Origin of the sequence: Streptomyces prunicolor NBRC 13075, from assembly GCF_000367365.1 — a bacterium.
Taxonomy (GTDB): Bacteria; Actinomycetota; Actinomycetes; order Streptomycetales; family Streptomycetaceae; genus Streptomyces; species Streptomyces prunicolor.
The window spans coordinates 104,979-122,457 of the sequence record NZ_BARF01000047.1; the positions used below are offsets into that span (position 1 = coordinate 104,979).

A 17,479-nucleotide genomic window follows, 5' to 3' on the forward strand; every position below is an offset into this window, starting at 1 on the left:
GGCGGTGCGGGTTGCCGGGTAGGTCGGCAGGGCGGGAGCGGTGCGGGTGAACGGGTGAGTCGGCGGGCCGGAACAGCCACTGGTAACCGGGTGGCTCGGCGGGATCGCGCCGATTCGGGCCGGGTCCTCTCATCCCCCTTTCACCGACGCCTCATACGGTAGGGGCATGACGCAGGTGACTCCCCCCGGGTGGTACCCCGATCCCGGGCAGACGAATGACGGTCCCGCCGCCGAGCGCTGGTGGGACGGCAAGGCATGGACGGACCGCACTCGGCCCGCCGGGTCGGGCGCCGAATGGGGTCCCCCGACGGAGCCGCCGTACGGCGGGGCGTATCCGGCGTATCCCGCCGCGCCCCCGGCCGCGCCCCGCCGCAATCTGCGCACGGGCATAGCCGTGGCGGTGGCCGTGGCGGTGCTCACGGCCATCGGTGTCGGTGCCTACGCGCTGTCCGACAACGGCAGCGGGAACGGCACCCAGGCCGGCAACCAGCAGGCGCCGAACGGTCAGGGCGGCGTCGGCGGCCAGGGCGGTCCCGAAGGGCAGGGCGGCACGGGTGGTACCGGCGGCCAGAGCGATCCCTTCGGCGGGTCCGGTGGCACGGGTGGTTCCGGCGGTACGGGCGGTGCGACGCCTGCCCCGAGCCAGTCGGCGGAACCGAAGGTCAAGGCCGGGGGCACCGTGACCGACTCGCTCGACGGCATCAGCTTCACCGTGCCGGCCGACTGGTACGGCCAGGCCGGCCAGGCCGGTGCGTCGGTCACGTCGAACACGTCCTACAAGTGCCCCGGCAACACCTCCCAGAGCTGCACCAACGGCGGAGCGTACTCGGCCCCCGCCGTGCTCCTCGGCACCGTCGGCAGCACGGCCGAGGCGGTGGCCAAGGCGGACATCGCCGCCAACGCCAAGGAGTCCTACGGCGGCACGAGCTACGGCAGCATCACCTCGCACCAGGTGCTGGCCTCCAAGGCCGTGACCGTCGCCGGACAGAAGGGCTATCTGGTCCGCTGGAAGGCGGTCACCAGCAAGGGCGCCGACGGCTATGTCGAGTCGCTCGCGTTCCCCTCGCCCGCGAGCACCGGTCAGATCGTCGTGGTCCGCTTCGGCGTCGATGTGGGCCAGAAGGAGTCCGTCATCGACGAGATCACCGCGGGCATCAAGGTGTCCACGGGCGGCGGCGACGGCCAGACCATCTGATCCACCCCGCACACCGGTCGGCCGGGTGGGGCGCCTCTCCGCTCAAGAGGAACCCCACCCGGCCGGGTGGTGCGCGCCGCCCCCGTCCCCACGGTGCGGCGCGAGCAGGTCACCGTCCAGTCATCCCACGGACGGCGGCCTGGTTCTCAGGTGAGGCCGAGTGCCGGTAGCACCGCGGCCTCCACGAATCTGACGAGGTAGTCGGGGTCGGCGTAACAGCCCTCCAGGACCGGACGGGCCCGCAGGACGCCGAAGATCTGGGCCGGGACGTACGGCAGGGCCGGATGGTCGGCCGGGATCTCGCCGCGTTCGACGCCTCGGCGCAGGATGTCCTCCAGCGCGGCGATCTCCGGATGGACGAGCGCCTCACGGACCGCCTGGGCCAGTTCACTGTCCTGGATGACGGCGTGGCCGAGCGCCGAGACGAGTTTCGTGTCCTTCGCCGACCAGGCGCCCGCCGCCCGCGCGGCCTGGCGCAGGTCCTCCGCGAGCGATCCCGTGTCGATGCCGGTGAAGTGCACCCGGCGGTTGGCGCGCAGCGCGGCGGCGACGAACTGGGGCTTGGTCCCCCACTGCCGGTAGAGCGTGGACTTGCTGCACCGGGTGCTGCTGGCGACGCCCTCCATGCTGACGGAGTCGTAGCCGCATTCCCGGATCTGTTCGAGCACGGCGTCGAAGAACTCCCGCTCACGCTCGGGCGTGATCTTGGAGCGGCGCGAGGCGATGACCGTGTCCGGTCCGTCCTCAGCCTGCGACGTCATGGCTCTTCTCCTCGCTCTGCCCGCGGACCCGGGGCCCGCTCTCCAGTGTGTCTCGTTTCGCTATCGATACGCCAGTGTACCGGTACTCCGCCGTATCGGTACCCGCGCGTATCGGTACACTGGCGTATCGGAACGGACTCGTACCGATGAGTTCGGTCCGCCGGAAGGGTCACAAACCCAGCCAGCACCACCACACGCACCACCGTCAGCGAAGGGGCCGGGGGATGAATGCCCGAACCGAGCCTGCAGAGAAGGGGACCGACGCGATAGCGCGGCCCCCGCTCGTCCGTGAGCTCCTGCTTGTCGCAGGGCTCTTCCTCGTCTACAAGTTCGGCCGCCAGCTGGCGACGGGCCACACCGGTGAGGCCCTGCACAACGCCCGCCACGTGTGGGACCTGGAACGGACCCTGCGTCTCCCGAACGAGGGCTCGGTGCAGTCGGTGCTGCTGCACAGCGACACCCTCGTGCACCTCGCGAACACCTTCTACGCGACCGTCCACTTCCCGGCCACTGTCGCCTTCCTGGTCTGGCTGTACCTACGGCGCCCCGCGCACTACGTCTGGGCCCGCCGGGTCCTGGCCACGGTCACCTCGGCCGCCCTGGTACTCCCCTTCGTGTTCCCCCTCGCACCCCCGCGCATGCTGGCCGCCACGGGCCTGGTCGACACCGCCAAGGTCTACGGCCCCTCGGTCTACGGCCCGCCGACCAGCGACCATCTCTCGAACCAGTTCGCGGCGATGCCCTCGCTGCACTTCGGCTGGGCCCTGATGGTCGCGATCGGCCTGATCGTCGCGACCCGCTCACGCTGGCGCTGGCTGTGGCTGCTGCATCCGCTGGTCACGCTGATGGTGATCGTCGGCACCGCGAACCACTACTGGCTGGACGCGATCGTGGCCACCGCCATGCTCGGCGTCGCCCTCGCCTTCATCCATCCCCCGCACCGCACGGCGACGACCGCCGGCCGCGTACAGCCCCAACTCGCCGCAGAAGAGCCGGTTCTCGTCGGAGCCGGCCGATGAACGCCACCCTCGTCGCCGTCATCCTGTCCCTGTTCTCGGCCGTCGCCTACGCGGCCGCCGCCGTGGCCCAGGAGCGACTCGCGTCCCGCAACTCCGACGCGGGCATGCTGCGCCTGCTCGCCACGGGTTCGTGGTGGTGGACGGTCGTCCTGAACGCGTCGGCCGCGCTACTGCACGTCGTGGCCCTCAAGTACGGCCCGCTGACCGTCGTACAGCCGCTGGGCGCGCTCACCCTCGTCGCCGCCGTCCCGATGGGCGCGCGAGTGGCCGGGCGGCGGGTCAGCGCGGTCGAGTGGCGGGGCACCGCGCTCACCCTGCTCGGTCTCTCCGCCCTGCTGGTCACGGCGTCCGGGCCGCAGCCCGACCAAGTACTCACCGTTCCCCAGGCGTTGGCGGTCGCGGGCACGACCTCCGCACTCATCGGCCTGCTGGCCCGACGCGGCGCGAAGCCCGGTCTACGGCATGCCTCGGCGTCCGGTGTCGCCTCGGGTGTGGCCTCCGCGCTCACGCAGACCGTGACGGTCGCGGCGACGGACCGTTCGGGTCCGGTGCTGAGCATGCAGGTGGTCGGAGTCGCCCTGCTGGTCGCGGTGTTCGCGGCGGGCGGGCTGCTGCTCTCGCAGACCGCCTACCGGGGTGGCCTCGGCGCCCCGCTCGCGGTGGTGACCCTGGCGAACCCGCTGGCGGCCGCCGCGATCGGCCTCGCCCTGCTCGGCGAACGCCTCCAGGGCGGCGCGGCAGGCATCCTCCTCGCCCTGACGGGAGCCGGCATCGCGTCCTGGGGTGTGGTCCTGCTGACCCGGGTGACACCCGCCGTACCGCTGCCGCTCGCATACGACGACCACGATCACCCCGTGGCCGCGGTACTGGCGCTGGAGCCTCAATCGGCCTCCGCCGAACCGGCGTTGCTGCCCCGGCAGCCGGACCGGAAGACCGCGCCGGGGCATCTCACCTCGCTGTGACCGGGTCGGTCAGCCGAGTCCGCGGTCGTCCTGCTTGAGCGCGGTGTCGACGGTCAGCGCCGTCGCCACCACCAGGCTCAGCAGCGGCTCGGGAAGCTGGTAGTGGATCTGCAGGACGTAGTTGTCGGCGGTGGTGAACATCGTCTTGGCGAGGCCTTCCCAGGTCTTGGTGATCCGGGCCACCTCGTTGTCGGCGTGGTCGACGATGGCGAAGTTCCACGCCCGCCAGTTCTCCGCCTTGATCGCGCCGATCTGCTGACCGTCCACGTTCAGCGCGAAGTTGATCTTCCCGATCATGTTCTTCTGCACGATCTCGCCCACGGTCGAGCCGTCCGGACGGGTCACGATCACCCGGGACTTCATGATCTTCGCCGGCCGGGTCAGCACCAACTGCGGCTGCCCGTAGGCGTCCCGGATCTCCAGCCGGTGGGTCATGAACTGGTCGAGGCTGGAGACGAAGCGCAGCGCCTTCTTCAGCGTGCTCTGGCCTATCTCGCTGACCGAGCCGATCAGATTGCCGTTCTGATCCATGACCTTGTACTCGTTGGTCAGCTCGATCAGCTTGGCCTTCTGGTTCACCACGAGCACCGGCTCGGTGAACAGGCTGCCGCCGCCGGAGCCGCCCCCGGCGACCCCGGCCTGCTGCTGCACCTGCTGCTTGACCTGGCGCTGGGCCCGCGGATCCGGCCCCGCCTGCTGCTGCGGCACGGCCTGCGGCTGCTGCTGGGCCGCCTGGCCCTGTTGGTCCGCGTTGGTGTGCTCGGTCCACTTCGCGCCGTCCCAGTACCGGAGGGTCTGGGGCGCTCCGTGCGGATCCGGGTACCAGCCTGCAGGTGTGTTCGAATGCGTGGTCACCGGGGCACACTACCGCGAGTGCCCCGGAAAACAACCGGTCTCACAAAGCCCCTCAAGCGGTCGCGATCGCGGGGTCGCTGACCCCCGGCCGGCCGTTCTCGACATGTCCGGCGAATCGCCGCAGGAAGCTCGCGTCGCCGTCCGAGGTGACCGTCAGGTCGTACCACCGCTTGCTCGCGCCCAGGTCGAAGGTGTGCCGCACGGTGGCGCCCGCCCGCACCTTGAACGTCTGCGTCCGGCCGCCGTAGCCGCCCGCGACCTTCAACTGCACTGTCCCGGAGCCCTTGTTGGTGAAGGTCAGCTCGATGTCGTCGCCGCAGCTCCGGGCGGTGACCTCGGGTCCGGCGGTCTTGCCGGGGCCCTTGAAGGCGCGCAGGAAGCCGTTCGGGCCGTGCACGGTCAGGTCGTAGGAGCCGTTCGAGTACGCCGAGTTCCAGGCGTCCGAGACGGACTTGCCGGCCTCGGTGGTGTAACTCCAGGGCCCGTCCGTGCGGTTGGCGGAGGTGACCAGGAAATTGGCGCCGGCCTTCGGGCCGGAGGCGAAGGTCAGCGTCAACTTCCCGGCCGCCGTATCGGTCGAACCGTCCACCGTGGCCGCGTACTTGAGCGGCCGGGCCGGGCGCGCTCCGCGCTCCTGCTTGGGCAGCGCCGGGTTGGCGGGCGGGGTCGGCACATAGTCGGGGTGACGGTTCTTGTCCGGCGGCTGGTAGCCGTCCGTGTCCGGGAGCGGGACCTTCTTGACGTCCTTGTGGGAGAAGTCGAAGGCGCCGGTCAGGTCACCGCAGATCGCGCGCCGCCACGGCGAGATGTTGGGCTCGTGGACGCCGAAGCGGGTCTCCATGAAGCGGATGACCGAGGTGTGGTCGAAGGTCTCCGAGCAGACGTAACCGCCCTTGCTCCAGGGCGAGACGACGATCATCGGCACCCGCTGGCCGAGGCCGTAGGGTCCTGCCGGGTTGGTGGCGTTGCCCTTGAAGAGGTCGGGGCCGACGTCGACGGTCGACTTGCCCTGCGCGGCCGAGCCCGGCGCGAACGGCGGGAGGAGGTGGTCGAAGAAGCCGTCGTTCTCGTCGTAGGTGATGAACAGGGCCGTCTTCGCCCAGACCTCCGGGTCGGAGGTCAGCGCGTCCAGGACCTGGGAGACGTACCAAGCACCGTAGTTCGCGGGCCAGTTGGGGTGCTCGGTGAAGGCCTCGGGGGCGACGACCCAGGAGATCTTCGGCAGCTTGCCACCCTTGACGTCGGCCTTCAGCTGGTCGAAGAAGCCCTCGCCCTTGGTGGCGTCGGTGCCGGTGCGGGCCTTGTCGTAGAGCGGGTCGCCGGGCTGGGCGTTCTGGAACTGCTTGAAGTAGAGGAGGGAGTTGTCGCCGTAGTTGCCGCGGTACGCGTCCTGGATCCAGCCCCAGCCGCCGCTCGCGTCGAGGCCGTCACCGACGTCCTGGTAGATCTTCCAGGAGACCCCGGCCTTCTCCAGCCGCTCGGGGTACGTCGTCCAGCTGTAGCCGGCCTCGTCGTTGCCGAGGACCGGGCCGCCGCCGACGCCGTCGTTGCCGGTGTAACCCGTCCACATGTAGTAGCGGTTCGGGTCGGTGGAGCCGATGAACGAACAGTGGTAGGCGTCGCAGATGGTGAAGGAGTCGGCGAGCGCGTAGTGGAACGGGATGTCCTCGCGGGTCAGGTACGCCATCGTCGTGGAGCCCTTGGACGGCACCCACTTGTCGTACTTGCCGCCGTCGAACGCGGCGTGCCCGTCGTTCCAGCCGTGCGGGAGGTCCTGGATGAACTGCAGGCCCAGGTCGTCGGCCGCGGGGCGGAACGGGAGGATGTCCTTCGTGCCGTCCGACTGGTACCAGACCGGTTTTCCGTCCTGCCGGGTCACGACCGGATGCGGGTCGCCGAAGCCCCGGACGCCCCTGAGCGAGCCGAAGTAGTGGTCGAAGGACCGGTTCTCCTGCATCAGCACGACGATGTGCTCGACGTCCTCGATGCTCCCGGAACGGTGGTTCGCCGGGAGCGCGGCGGCCCGCTCGATGCTGTTCGACAGTGCCGTGAAGGCCGTGGTGGCACCCGCGAGTTGGAGAAAGCGACGCCGATTGACTTCGGACATGGGTGAGGCACCTCTCATCCTGACGCGCGGCCGGCCGGAACATGGCGAAATGCGCGCGGTGCGAGTGTTCCAAGAGCAACAAACGTCAGGGAAGGGTCTGGTGGCGCCCATGTGAAACTCGCCCGTACGTGCGGGGCCGGGCGAGCGAAGATGAGCGGTCAGGCTGTCGCCAGGACACCGAGGACGGTGCCGGCCAGGCCGCCGAGGCAGGACGGGGCCACGGACTCGGTGAGCAACTGACCGCGGATCTGGCCCTTGTTGGCGCCCAGCGCCCGTCGTAGACCGATCTCCTTACGGCGTTCCAGGACCGAGCTGACCATGGTGTTGGCCACGCCGATCCCGCCCACCAGCAGGGCGACCGCGCCGAGGCCGAGGAAGAGCGCGGAGAAGGTCGTCTCGGTGGCGCGCTTCGCGGCGAGGGCGTCGGACGGGCGGCCGACCGCTGTTCCCGCCGCCGCCCGAGCCGTCACCGCAGGCGACCAGCAGGGAAAGCGCTCGCCGCCGTACCGAGACCGGTGAGGGCGGCGGCCCGGATTCGATGAGTGAGGTTCGACATGGCGGAACCGTCGCCCGGGGATATGAAGATCCTGTCAGACCGCCGTCAGAGTCCTGTCTGCCCTCGCGGCACCGACCTTAGGGTGACCGCGTGAACGCATATGTCCTGGTGGCCGAGGACGACGTCAAACAGGCCGAGGTGATCCGCCGCTATCTGGAACGCGAGGGCCACTCGTCGCTGGTCGTCCACGACGGGCGCGCCGCCATCGACGAGGTACGGCGCCGGCGGCCGGATCTGCTCGTCCTCGACGTCATGATGCCCCTGGTCGACGGGCTGGACGTGTGCCGTGTGCTGCGCCGGGAGTGCGAGGTGCCGGTGCTGATGCTGACCGCGCGCAGCACGGAGGAGGACCTCCTGCTCGGCCTCGACCTCGGCGCCGACGACTACATGACCAAGCCGTACAGCCCACGGGAGTTGATGGCCCGGATCCGTACCCTGCTGCGGCGGACGCGTGCCACGGTGGCACCGGACGACCCCGTGCTGCGGATCGGCGCGCTCGCCGTCGACCCGGTCCGCCGTACCGTCGAGCTCGACGGACGCCAAGTGGTGTGCACGCCCGGCGAGTTCGAGATCCTCGCGGCGATGGCCGCCGAACCGGAACGGGTCTTCACCCGCCGCCAACTCCTCGCCCTGACACGGGGGTTCGACCTCTACATCACCGAGCGCACGATCGACGTCCACATCCTCAACCTGCGCAAGAAGATCGAGGCCGTCCCCCGTCGCCCCGCCTATCTGCAGACCGTGTACGGCGTCGGCTACAAGCTCATGGACGGAACTCGTGCGCACTGAACCGGAGTTGGGGGACGGGGAAGGCGACGGTACGAAGTCCGGGGCACGCGTCCGTGCCAAAGTACCGCTGCGCAGAAGCCTGTTGGTCCGGCTGCTGGCCACCTCGGTGATGATCGCCGTCTGCTCGGTCGCCGCCACCGCCTGGCTGGCCGCCCGCACCACCAGCAGCGCCATCCAGCAGGAGCAGGGCCAACTCCTGTCCTCCGACACCGAGATCTACGACAGGGTGGTCGGCTACGCAGCCGTCCACCCGGACTGGAACGGCGTCGCCCCCACCCTGCGCCGCCTCGCCGAGCAGACCGGCCGCCGTATCACCCTGACCACCCAGAGCCGTCGTACCATCGCCGCGTCGTCCGCCACCACCGCCGCCCTCCCCGTCCGGGCCTCCGCCGTCGTCGACCCCCTGCACACCGACCCCGCCCTGCTGCCCGGCGGCGACACCGACCGGATCGACCCGCGGGCTGTCGGCCCGTACCGGCTGACGACCGCCGAGCCGAAGACCCTGCGCCAGTGGGCGGGCAAGATCGTCTCCTGTCTGCGCGTCACGACCGGTGCCGCGACCCTCGTCGGGGAGCCGAGCGGTCGCCCTTCCGTCAAGCTCCCCGACAGCGCCCTGGGGTCCTTCGTGGACGAGGGGTGCGGCCTCGACCAACTCAGCGCTCCCGTCCGGACCGAGATCGGGCCGCTGAGCCGGGTCACCGCCATGGTCAACGACTGCCTGGAGCGCCAGAAGCAGCCCGAAGTGAAGTTGGCCATGGACTTCGTCATTCGTACGAGGGGCGACAGCCAGACCGCCCGGACCTGCCTCGACACCGCCCGCCGCGACCAGCTCACGCCCTACGTCGCTCCGGCCGCGCTGCTGTTCGTCACCACCCCGGCCGGCACGACGACCGCCCCCGTCTTCCGCTTCTCGTCCGCCAACACCGCCCGGATCGCCGGTGTCGCGGGGCTCGTGCTCCTGGTCACCGTGGCCGTCACCGTCGTCGTCGGCACCCGCCTTGTCAGGCCGCTGCGCGCGCTGGCCGATGCGGCCCGCCGCCCCGTGGAGGAGCACCAGCGGGTGCCGGTCACCACCAACGACGAGATCGGCCATCTCGCCGCCGCCTTCAACGACCTCGCCCAGCGCCGCGAGCGCGTGGAGGGCCGGCGCAAGGAGATGGTCAGCGATGTCGCGCACGAACTGCGCACCCCGCTCAGCACCATCCGCAGCTGGCTCGAAGCGGTCCAGGACGGCGTCGCCACCTCCGACGAGGCCCTCGTCGACTCCCTGCTCGAAGAGGCGCTGCTGCTCCAGCACATCGTCGACGACCTCCAGGACCTCGCGGAGGCCGACGCGGGCCAGCTGCGCATCCACCCCGAGCCCCTCCTCGTACGCGACCTCCTCGACCACGTCACCACCGCCCACCTCGGCCGCGCCGAGACCGCGGGCGTCACCCTCACCACCCGCACGGACGGCGACCCCGAACTGTCCGGCGATCCCGTACGGCTGCGGCAGGTCGTCGGCAACCTGGTCTCCAACGCGCTACGGCACACCCCGCCCGGCGGCCGCGTCACCCTGTACGCCCGACAGACCGCGGACCACGTCACGATCGAGGTCGCCGACACCGGCACCGGTATCCCCGCCGAGGACCTGCCCCGGGTCTTCGACCGCTTCTGGCGCGCCGAGAAGTCCCGCAGCCGCCGCACCGGCGGCAGCGGTCTGGGCCTCGCCATCGTGCGCCGGCTGACCGAGACGCACGGCGGGACGGTGACGGTGGTCAGCACGGTCGGCGTCGGCACGGTCTTCACCGTCCGCCTCCCCCTGTGAGCCATTCCCCGTGTGAGCCCCCCGTGTGAGCCCCTCTCAGCTCACGGCGTCCGGCGGTGGCAGCCGCATCCCCGCCAGGTCCGCCGGGACCGGGGTGTCCGGGCGGAAGAACGGTTCCGAGGGCCCGTCCTGGGCGTTGGCGGGCGCGTCGGTGAGCCGGAACCGGTCGCGCAGTCGGCCGTAGAAATCGGTCGGGCGCAGGCGGACGAGGCGGACGCGCTGGGGGGCGCGGAAGACGCCGATCCAGTCGCCGGGGTCCAGGACGCCGCGGAGTTGGCCGTCGACGCTGACGATGGCCTGGCCGGAGTGGGGCAGGACGCGCAGGCCGACCGGTTCGTCGGGGGCGGCGATCACGCTGCGGTTGAACGTCATGTGCGGGGCGATCGGCGTGAAGACGACGGCGTCCATGTGGGGCGACAGGACCGGTCCACCGGCGGCGAAGCTGTAGGCCGTGGACCCGGTGGGGGTGGCGACGGCGAGCGCGTCGGCGGAGTAGGTCGCCAGCAGTCGTCCGGCGAGGTAGACACCGACGCCGACCTGTCGGTCGCGGGCGAGTTTCTCCAGTACGACGTCGTTGAGGGCGATGACGTCCAGCGCACAGCCCCAACCGCCGCCCTCCGTGGTCTCCGGCCGGACCTGCGGCGGCGGCAGCGCGGGGCCGCGGCCGTAGCGCAGCAGGGCCTCCATCTCCTCGGGGATGTCCAGCGGGCGGGAGGCGCGCATGGTCAGCGTCATGCGCTCCTCCACGATGGCCCGCCCCTCGTGCACGGCGTCGAGGGCCTCGCCGATGTCGCAGGCCGGGACCTCGGTGAGGAAGCCGACCTTGCCGAGGTCGACGCCGAGGACGTCGGCGCCGCTCTTGACGGCGATGCGGGCGCCGCGCAGGAAGGTGCCGTCGCCGCCGAGGGTGACGACGAGGTCGGGGTTGCCCGCCGCCTCGGCCTCCTCGCGTCCGGTACGGCGGTGCTGGTCCTTGCCCCACACGTCGATCTCCGTGCAGCGGACGTCGTGCGCCTCGCTCCAGGCGTGCACGGCGGCCGCCGCGTCCCGGGCGGTCTCGCGTCCCTGGTGGACGACGAGGCCGATACGGCGTACGGGCATGGGCTCCTCCGTGGAATGCGGTGAGGGGTCAGGGGGTGCGGAGTTCGGCGGCGAGTGCGGGGCGTTCGTCGGGCGGGACCAGGCTGAGCACGATCTTCCCGCGCGTGTGCCGCTGCTGCACCTGCCGGTAGGCCTCCTGGACCTGTTCCAGCGGGTAGACCTGGCTAATGGGGACGGTGAGTTGCCCCTTGGAGACCAGTTCGGCCAGTTCGGCGACCAGTTGAGGGGCGAAGACGTCCTCCTGGGCCCTGCTGCGTACGCCGTAGCGGGCTACGGCCCGGCCGTCCGCGAGGGTGTTGATGCGCTGCGGGGCCACGCCCAGCGCGATGGCGATGTCGACGTTGCCCTGGCCGAAGGTGTCGACGAACGCGTCGATCCCGTCGGGTGCGGCGGCCTTCAGCCGGTCGACGAGGCCGGGGCCGTGCTCGACGGGGACGACGCCGAGCGAGCGCAGGAACTCGGCGTTGTGCGGTCCTGCGGTGCCGATGACGTGCGCGCCCCGCAGCCGCGCCAGCTGCACGGCGAGCGAGCCGACCCCGCCGGCCGCGCCGGACACCACGACGGTGTCCCCGGCTTCCAGGTCTACGGCGTCGACGGCGGCCCATGCCGTCACCCCGACCGCGGACAGCGGCGCGGCGGCTTCCCAGCTGATGTCGGCGGGCTTGGGGGCGAGGACATCGGCGGGCGAGACGACGTAGTCGGCCTGCGCCCTTCGGGGCAGATAGCCGATGACCTCGTCACCGACGGCGAACTCGCTTACGCCGTCGCCGAGTTCGGCGACCCAGCCGGCGAAGTCGTTGCCCTGCCCCTCGGGGAAGACGGCCGGCCACATGTCCGCGAAGACGCCCTGCCGGATGCCGGCCTCGCCGGGGTTGACCCCGGCGACGACGACACGGACGAGTACTTCCCCGGGGCCCGCCTTCGGTCGCGGCACCTCTACGACCTCCAGCACCTCCGGGCCGCCGTAGCGCGAGAACTTCACTGCTCGGGGCATGGTCGAGTCTCCAGTGTCCAAGGGATCCGGTGGCTTACAGGCGATTCCGCGGGTTCACAGAAGGTTCCGTGGGCTTACAGAAGGTACTGCCACTTGGTCATGCGGTCCTGGAGATCGACGGTCGGGCCGTCGAGCGTGAAGGTGCCGTCGCCGCGGTGGTGGAACAGGCGCGGGACGGGCTGCGTTGGATCGGTCCAAGCCCGCACCGGCTCCAGAAGGAACAGGCTGTAGGGGGCGACGAGGCTGGTGTCGGCGACCCTGCACTCGATGTTGGCGAAGCACTCCGCGACGAGCGGTGCCTGGACCTTCTCGCCGTCCACGGCGGTCAGGTCGAACTCCTCGAACTTGTCGACGTCCACGCCCGAGCAATTGCCGATGTCGACGACGGTGGCCGCCATGTCCGCCGTCGGGACGGAGACGACGCATTCGCCGGTCTCGACGAGCGCCTCGTAGCTGTGGTCCCAGGGGCCGATGGTGCACGCGATCAGCGGCGGGGCGTGGCGGACCATCATGTTGAACCCGTTGGTCATCACGTTCGGGACGCCCCGGTGCCGGGTGGTGACCAGGATGACGGGACCGGGTTCGATCAACCGGTGCACCTGGTCCAGGGGGTGGGGCTGAAGGTCCTGCACGGTGATCATGCCCGCTCCCGACGCCGTACGGAGCGCGTCCCGGCGGCGGGGCCGGCGCGCTGTCTGCCGCTTCGAGTCTCGGCAGACGGCTCGCCGGTATGAAGGCCGCGGTTTTCCTGGGTGCGGGAGGACCAGTCTCGGCTTACGTGCTTGTGTTCGCCTTGGCCTACGTGTTCGTGTTCGCGCCGGCCTTCTTCGGCGCGGTGGCCAGCGCCCTCAGTGTCTCGAAGGCGGCCGCGGTCGGACCGGCCGGTTCGGCTTGGTAGACGACGAGTTGCTGATGCGGGGCGCCGTTCACCGTGAACGCGGCGAAGGCGATGTGCAGGTCGCCGACATCCGGGTGCTTGAGGTGCTTGCCTTCCTGGGACTTGCTCTTGACGTCGTGCAGCCGCCAGATACCGGCGAACTCCTCGCTCTCCGCGGACAGTTCCTCAACTACCTCTGCAATACGGGCGGATTCGGGATCGTGGCCGTAGGCAGCCCGGAGTTCGGCGACACAGGAATGCGCGGCCCGGTCCCATTCCTGGTAGAACTCACGCCCCGCCGGGTCGACGAACACATTGCGGGCCAGGTTGTCGAACGTCTCGAATCCGCTGTGCAGCGCCGTGGCGAGGGAGTTGCCCGCGAGAATGTCGAGGGCGGGGCCGAGAACGAACGCCGGGGTGTGCTCCCAGCCGTCCATCAACTGCAGCAACTGCGTGCTGACTTCCGCCTCGCCCCGGTCGTGCGGGCGCTGCGAGGGCGTCAGGCAGAGGCGGTTGAGATGGTCGGCGGACTCCGCGTCCAGCTTCAGCGCCTGTGCCACGGCCTCCAGGACCTGCGAGGACGGGCTGTTCTCGCGTCCCTGCTCCAGCCTGATGTAGTAGTCGGAGCTGACTCCGGCGAGCAGCGCGACCTCTTCCCTGCGCAGTCCCGGCACCCGGCGTCGGCCGTATTCCGGCAGACCGACGTCCTGGGGCTTGAGGGCCTCGCGGCGAGCCCGGAGGAAATCTCCCAAAGGGGTGCCATTGCTCATGCGGCAAGACTAGATGCTTTTCGACCGGTGAGCCGGGGAGCCGTGATCCTGGGTACGACGCACCCACCGTCGGCAGAACTTCTCCGGGCGTTTTCCGCCTAGCCTCGACGGTATGTACAACGACACGCGCCCCGACCCGGTGGAAGGGCTGGGTCAGTTCCTCCGCTCCCGCCGGGAACGGGTCGGCCCCACCGAGGTAGGGCTGTCCGGCTCCGGCCGGCGACGGGTGCCCGGGCTGCGCCGTGACGAGGTCGCGACGCTCGCCGGGGTCAGCCCGAGCTACTACAGCAGACTTGAGCAAGGTCGTGAACTCAGCCCGTCCGTACGGGTGTTGGAGGCCATGGCCCGCGTGCTGCGCCTGACCGAGGAGGACCGGCTCGAACTGTTCCGGCTGGCGCGGCCCACGGACCGTCGTACGAAGTCGCCGTCCCGGGTCGAGCGCGTGCACCCGCATCTGCGGCAGCTGATCGAGAGCTGGACCAGGACGCCGGCCTTCATCATCGGCCACGCCCAGGACCTGCTGGCGACCAACGCCCTCGCCGACGCCCTCTACCGCGACTTCGCCCAGCACGACAACGTGCTGCGCATGCTCTTCCTGGATCCGGCGGCGAAGACGTTCTACCGGAGCCCGGAGCGGGCCAAGGACCGTGCTGTCGCCGATCTCCAGCAGACCGCGGCGAGCACGCCGGAGGATCCCCGCGTGCTGGAACTCGTCGGCGAACTGTCCGTGCGCAGCGGCGAGTTCCGCTCGCTGTGGGCCCGTGAGTACACCCGGGTCCCGCCCTACGAGGTCAAGCGGATGCGGCATTCCGTGGTGGGGGACCTTGAGTTGCGGCACGAAGCGCTCAACATCCGCAGCGCACCCGGGCAGCAGCTGATCATCTTGCAGGCGGAGCCGGACTCGCCCTCGGCGGACGGCCTGGCGCTGCTGGGTTCGCTCAGCGCGCCCGAGGTGCAGGACGCGCGGTAATATCCCGAGGTTACGAATTACCGGGATTACCGGGATTACCGGGATTACCGGGATTACCGGGATTACCGGGATTACCGGGATTACCGGGAATCGCGCTCGACCGCTCCCAGTATCCGGTCCAGGAAATCGCCGAAAAGGCGCACCTCGTCCGAGGTGAGCGGGTCGAAGAAAAGCCGCCGTACGGTTTCCACATGGGTGGGTGCGGCGGCCTCGATCATTTCCCGGCCCTTTTCCGTGAGCCGCACCATCGAGCCGCGGGCGTCATCCGCGCAGGGCTCCCGCGTGACGAGCCCGCGCTTCTCCATGCGGCTGATCTGATGGGACAGTCGACTGCGCTCCCAGTCGACCTCGGCGCCGAGCTCCCGCGCGCGCAGCACGCCGCCGGCGGATTCGGACAGGGGCGCGAGGAGCGCGTAGTCGGCGGCCGAGAGGCCCGAATCCTGCTGCAACTGCTGGTCCTGGGCCCGTTGCAGCTCGCGGCGCACTCTCCGGTACTTCGCCCAGACGTCGGCCTGGTCGGGGGTGAGCCATCGGGGTTCGGACATGACTTCACCGTAGCAGCTTGTTGACATGTCACCGACTTCGCCGGTAAACGCCCGTTCCTGGGTGTGGGACTCCCAGGAAAACCGCTGCCTTCATAGCTCCGTTCCGGAGGGACAGACTCGTACTCGTCAACAAGAAATCCCCCCACAAGGGGAAGCGACGAAAGAGGTTTTCCCCATGGCTACGTGGTTTGTCACCGGCGCCTCCCGTGGAATCGGCGCGGAAATCGCCCGGGCCGCGCTGGCAGGCGGTAACAATGTCGTGGTCGCCGTACGGAATCCGGAGCGGGTGCCCGACGACCTGAAGAAGTCCGACAACGTGTTCGCGGTCGCCCTGGACGTGACGGACAACGACAGCATCCCGCAGGCGGTCGAGGCCGCGGTGGAGCGCTTCGGCGGTATCGACGTCCTGGTGAACAACGCCGGCCGCGGGCTGCTCGGCGCGCTGGAGGAGATCACCGACGCGGAGGCGCGGTCGCTGTTCGACCTCAATGTCTTCGGCCTGATCAACGTCACCCGCGCCGCCCTGCCCGTCATGCGCAAGCAGGGCTCCGGCAAGCTCGTGCACATCGGGTCCCGCTCGGGCTTCGAGGGCGAGCCCGGTGTCAGCCTGTACTCCGCGTCGAAGTTCGCGGTCGCCGGGATCAGCGAGGCGCTCTCCGCCGAGATGGCGCCGTTCGGGATCCAGTCGATGGTGGTCGAACCGGGCGTCTTCCGCACCGACTTCCTCGACTCCAGCTCCCTCTCGGTCGCCGCGAACCGTATCGCCGACTACGACGACACCCCGGCCCACGTGACGCTCGACTGGATCGACCGGGCCAACCACACGCAGCTCGGTGACCCCGTCCTGGGCGCCGCGCTCATCGTCGAGGTCACCAGCACGGAGAAGCTGCCCACGCATCTCTACCTCGGCCGCGACACCCTGGAGCGGCTGGAGGTCAAGTACCGGCAGGTGCAGGACGATCTGGCCCCGTGGCGCGAGAAGTCCGCGGCCACCGGGCACGACGACGCCGCCGCCTGACGCACAACGGGCGCCCAGGCCGGACGAGTTCGGGCGCCTGGGCCCGACGAGTTCGGGCCAAGTTCGCAGGCCTGGGCTCGACGAGTTCGGGCGCGCCCGCGCCGGCCACCACCCGAAACACCTGCCATCCCCGAAACACCTGCCATCCCCGCCGCACCTGCCGCACCTGCCGCACCTGGCGCACCTGGCGCACCTGGCGCACCTGACTCACCAGCCGCATCTGACTCACCGTCAAACCCCTTCCCTATCTCAGTGATTGAGGTTCCGTGATGTCTGCTTCCGCCCTGCTCACCGGCACCCCCCTCTCCGGCCGTGTCGCCGTCGTCTCCGGCGCCTCCAGCGGCATGGGTGCCGTCACCGCCGAACGGCTGGCCGAACTCGGCGCCACCGTGGTCGTGTTGGCCCGTCGCAAGGAGCGCCTGGAAGGCGTGGTCAAGAACATCGAGGCCGCGGGCGGCACCGCGTTCGCCCTGGCCGTCGACGTCACGGACCGCGCCGCCGTCCAGGCCGCCGCCGATCAGGTAGCCGAGCGCTTCGGCAAGGCCGACCTGGTGTTCAACAACGCCGGTGTCCAACTCATCTCCGGTATCGAGGAGTTGAAGGTCGACGACTGGCAGCGCCAGATCGACCTCAACATCAGCGGGCTGATGAACGTGATCGCCGCGTTCCTCCCCCATCTGACGGAGTCCGCCGCCGCGGGCAAGCCGGCCGATCTGATCAACACCTCGTCGATCGCGGCCACCCGCATCCTGACGAAGTTCTCGATCTACTCCGGCACCAAGGCGTACATCAGCCACCTCACGCGACTCCTCCGTGTGGAGCTCGGCCCGAAGATGGTCCGCGTGGCCACCATCGAGCCCGGCATGGTCGACACCGAGCTGCCCGACCACGTCACGGACGTCGACGCGTCCCAGCTGATGGCCGACCTCATCAACGACATCGACGTCCTCCAGAGCGCCGACATCGCCGAGACCGTCGCGTTCATGGCCGCCGTACCGCGGCACGTCAACCTCACCGAGATCACCATCCTGCCCACCGCGCAGGCCGTCTAAGATCCGTCCCGCCACCGTCCCGTCCCCATCCTCTCAGGGCGGGGGAGGAACAGCCGAGCGCTGCTCCTCCCCCGCTCTGGCGGCGTTGATTGACACGACAA

16 protein-coding genes and 1 pseudogene are annotated in these 17,479 nt (G+C 70.1%); 8 read left to right on the top strand and 9 right to left on the bottom strand.

What is annotated here, in order from left to right:
* Positions 1-166 precede the first annotated feature (166 nt).
* Positions 167-1,195 carry a DUF2510 domain-containing protein gene (locus tag SPR02S_RS20675; protein WP_019058900.1) on the top strand — a complete coding sequence of 343 codons (1,029 nt, stop codon included), beginning with the start codon at positions 167-169 and terminating at the stop codon, positions 1,193-1,195.
* A gap of 146 nt (positions 1,196-1,341) precedes the next feature.
* Here SPR02S_RS20675 and SPR02S_RS20680 read toward each other — a convergent pair whose 3' ends face one another.
* Complete coding sequence (locus SPR02S_RS20680) at positions 1,342-1,956, bottom strand: TetR/AcrR family transcriptional regulator (RefSeq protein ID WP_019058901.1); 615 nt, start codon at positions 1,954-1,956, stop codon at positions 1,342-1,344.
* Between the two features lie 224 nt (positions 1,957-2,180).
* Here SPR02S_RS20680 and SPR02S_RS20685 point away from each other — a divergent pair, with 224 nt between their 5' ends.
* The gene (locus SPR02S_RS20685) at positions 2,181-2,975 is read left to right on the top strand and encodes a phosphatase PAP2 family protein (protein WP_019058902.1); all 795 of its coding nucleotides are present in this window, start codon (positions 2,181-2,183) and stop codon (positions 2,973-2,975) included.
* Positions 2,972-3,937, top strand: coding sequence for a DMT family protein (locus tag SPR02S_RS20690; protein ID WP_019058903.1), 966 nt, complete (start codon positions 2,972-2,974; stop codon positions 3,935-3,937). The genes SPR02S_RS20685 and SPR02S_RS20690 overlap by 4 nt, the downstream gene beginning before the upstream one ends.
* A gap of 9 nt (positions 3,938-3,946) precedes the next feature.
* Here the strand turns inward: SPR02S_RS20690 and SPR02S_RS20695 are convergent, their stop codons facing one another.
* The 3 genes and pseudogenes from SPR02S_RS20695 to SPR02S_RS61775 form a co-directional block, all read right to left on the bottom strand.
* Positions 3,947-4,792, bottom strand: a complete 846-nt coding sequence (locus tag SPR02S_RS20695) for an LURP-one-related family protein (protein WP_019058904.1) — start codon at positions 4,790-4,792, stop codon at positions 3,947-3,949.
* A gap of 52 nt (positions 4,793-4,844) precedes the next feature.
* The gene (locus tag SPR02S_RS20700; RefSeq protein WP_019058905.1) at positions 4,845-6,899 is read right to left on the bottom strand and encodes a phosphocholine-specific phospholipase C; all 2,055 of its coding nucleotides are present in this window, start codon (positions 6,897-6,899) and stop codon (positions 4,845-4,847) included.
* 164 nt (positions 6,900-7,063) lie between these two features.
* A pseudogene (locus SPR02S_RS61775) lies at positions 7,064-7,339 on the bottom strand (ABC transporter permease); the annotation flags it as partial.
* 206 nt (positions 7,340-7,545) lie between these two features.
* Here SPR02S_RS61775 and SPR02S_RS20710 point away from each other — a divergent pair.
* The gene (locus SPR02S_RS20710) at positions 7,546-8,244 is read left to right on the top strand and encodes a response regulator transcription factor (protein ID WP_019058907.1); all 699 of its coding nucleotides are present in this window, start codon (positions 7,546-7,548) and stop codon (positions 8,242-8,244) included.
* Complete coding sequence (locus SPR02S_RS20715; RefSeq protein WP_019058908.1) at positions 8,234-10,051, top strand: sensor histidine kinase; 1,818 nt, start codon at positions 8,234-8,236, stop codon at positions 10,049-10,051. Before SPR02S_RS20710 ends, SPR02S_RS20715 begins: the two co-directional genes overlap by 11 nt.
* A gap of 36 nt (positions 10,052-10,087) precedes the next feature.
* On the opposite strand, the gene SPR02S_RS20720 is transcribed toward SPR02S_RS20715, so the two are convergent.
* The 4 genes from SPR02S_RS20720 to SPR02S_RS20735 all read right to left on the bottom strand — a co-directional run bounded on the left by SPR02S_RS20720 (position 10,088) and on the right by SPR02S_RS20735 (position 13,793).
* Entirely contained in the window at positions 10,088-11,152 is a 1,065-nt protein-coding gene (locus SPR02S_RS20720; protein ID WP_019058909.1) for an NAD(+)/NADH kinase, read from the bottom strand.
* Positions 11,153-11,180: 28 nt separating this feature from the next.
* On the bottom strand, positions 11,181-12,146 hold the full coding sequence (locus SPR02S_RS20725) for an NADP-dependent oxidoreductase (protein ID WP_043258391.1): 966 nt from the start codon (positions 12,144-12,146) through the stop codon (positions 11,181-11,183).
* Positions 12,147-12,220: 74 nt separating this feature from the next.
* On the bottom strand, positions 12,221-12,787 hold the full coding sequence (locus tag SPR02S_RS20730; protein ID WP_019058911.1) for a flavin reductase family protein: 567 nt from the start codon (positions 12,785-12,787) through the stop codon (positions 12,221-12,223).
* A gap of 157 nt (positions 12,788-12,944) precedes the next feature.
* Positions 12,945-13,793, bottom strand: coding sequence for a helix-turn-helix transcriptional regulator (locus tag SPR02S_RS20735; RefSeq protein WP_026150730.1), 849 nt, complete (start codon positions 13,791-13,793; stop codon positions 12,945-12,947).
* Positions 13,794-13,905: 112 nt separating this feature from the next.
* Between SPR02S_RS20735 and SPR02S_RS20740 the strand changes: the two genes are divergently transcribed.
* On the top strand, positions 13,906-14,763 hold the full coding sequence (locus SPR02S_RS20740; protein ID WP_019058913.1) for a helix-turn-helix transcriptional regulator: 858 nt from the start codon (positions 13,906-13,908) through the stop codon (positions 14,761-14,763).
* An 80-nt stretch (positions 14,764-14,843) separates the two neighbouring features.
* Here SPR02S_RS20740 and SPR02S_RS20745 read toward each other — a convergent pair whose 3' ends face one another.
* The gene (locus SPR02S_RS20745; protein WP_019058914.1) at positions 14,844-15,308 is read right to left on the bottom strand and encodes a MarR family winged helix-turn-helix transcriptional regulator; all 465 of its coding nucleotides are present in this window, start codon (positions 15,306-15,308) and stop codon (positions 14,844-14,846) included.
* 175 nt (positions 15,309-15,483) lie between these two features.
* Between SPR02S_RS20745 and SPR02S_RS20750 the strand changes: the two genes are divergently transcribed.
* Both SPR02S_RS20750 and SPR02S_RS20755 read left to right on the top strand, forming a co-directional pair.
* Positions 15,484-16,326: an SDR family NAD(P)-dependent oxidoreductase gene (locus tag SPR02S_RS20750; protein WP_019058915.1), complete on the top strand. Its 843-nt coding sequence runs from the start codon at positions 15,484-15,486 to the stop codon at positions 16,324-16,326.
* 269 nt (positions 16,327-16,595) lie between these two features.
* Positions 16,596-17,378, top strand: coding sequence for an SDR family oxidoreductase (locus SPR02S_RS20755; RefSeq protein WP_019058916.1), 783 nt, complete (start codon positions 16,596-16,598; stop codon positions 17,376-17,378).
* Positions 17,379-17,479 lie beyond the last annotated feature (101 nt).

Excerpts from the sequence above, each read along its gene's own strand:
- SPR02S_RS20675 (WP_019058900.1), top strand. The coding sequence starts at position 167 with ATGACGCAGGTGACTCCCCCCGGGTGGTACCCCGATCCCGGGCAGACG.
- SPR02S_RS20680 (WP_019058901.1), bottom strand. The coding sequence starts at position 1,956 with ATGACGTCGCAGGCTGAGGACGGACCGGACACGGTCATCGCCTCGCGC.
- SPR02S_RS20685 (WP_019058902.1), top strand. The coding sequence starts at position 2,181 with ATGAATGCCCGAACCGAGCCTGCAGAGAAGGGGACCGACGCGATAGCG.
- SPR02S_RS20690 (WP_019058903.1), top strand. The coding sequence starts at position 2,972 with ATGAACGCCACCCTCGTCGCCGTCATCCTGTCCCTGTTCTCGGCCGTC.
- SPR02S_RS20700 (WP_019058905.1), bottom strand. The coding sequence starts at position 6,899 with ATGTCCGAAGTCAATCGGCGTCGCTTTCTCCAACTCGCGGGTGCCACC.
- SPR02S_RS20720 (WP_019058909.1), bottom strand. The coding sequence starts at position 11,152 with ATGCCCGTACGCCGTATCGGCCTCGTCGTCCACCAGGGACGCGAGACC.
- SPR02S_RS20725 (WP_043258391.1), bottom strand. The coding sequence starts at position 12,146 with ATGCCCCGAGCAGTGAAGTTCTCGCGCTACGGCGGCCCGGAGGTGCTG.
- SPR02S_RS20730 (WP_019058911.1), bottom strand. The coding sequence starts at position 12,787 with ATGATCACCGTGCAGGACCTTCAGCCCCACCCCCTGGACCAGGTGCAC.
- SPR02S_RS20735 (WP_026150730.1), bottom strand. The coding sequence starts at position 13,793 with ATGAGCAATGGCACCCCTTTGGGAGATTTCCTCCGGGCTCGCCGCGAG.
- SPR02S_RS20740 (WP_019058913.1), top strand. The coding sequence starts at position 13,906 with ATGTACAACGACACGCGCCCCGACCCGGTGGAAGGGCTGGGTCAGTTC.
- SPR02S_RS20745 (WP_019058914.1), bottom strand. The coding sequence starts at position 15,308 with ATGTCCGAACCCCGATGGCTCACCCCCGACCAGGCCGACGTCTGGGCG.
- SPR02S_RS20750 (WP_019058915.1), top strand. The coding sequence starts at position 15,484 with ATGGCTACGTGGTTTGTCACCGGCGCCTCCCGTGGAATCGGCGCGGAA.
- SPR02S_RS20755 (WP_019058916.1), top strand. The coding sequence starts at position 16,596 with ATGTCTGCTTCCGCCCTGCTCACCGGCACCCCCCTCTCCGGCCGTGTC.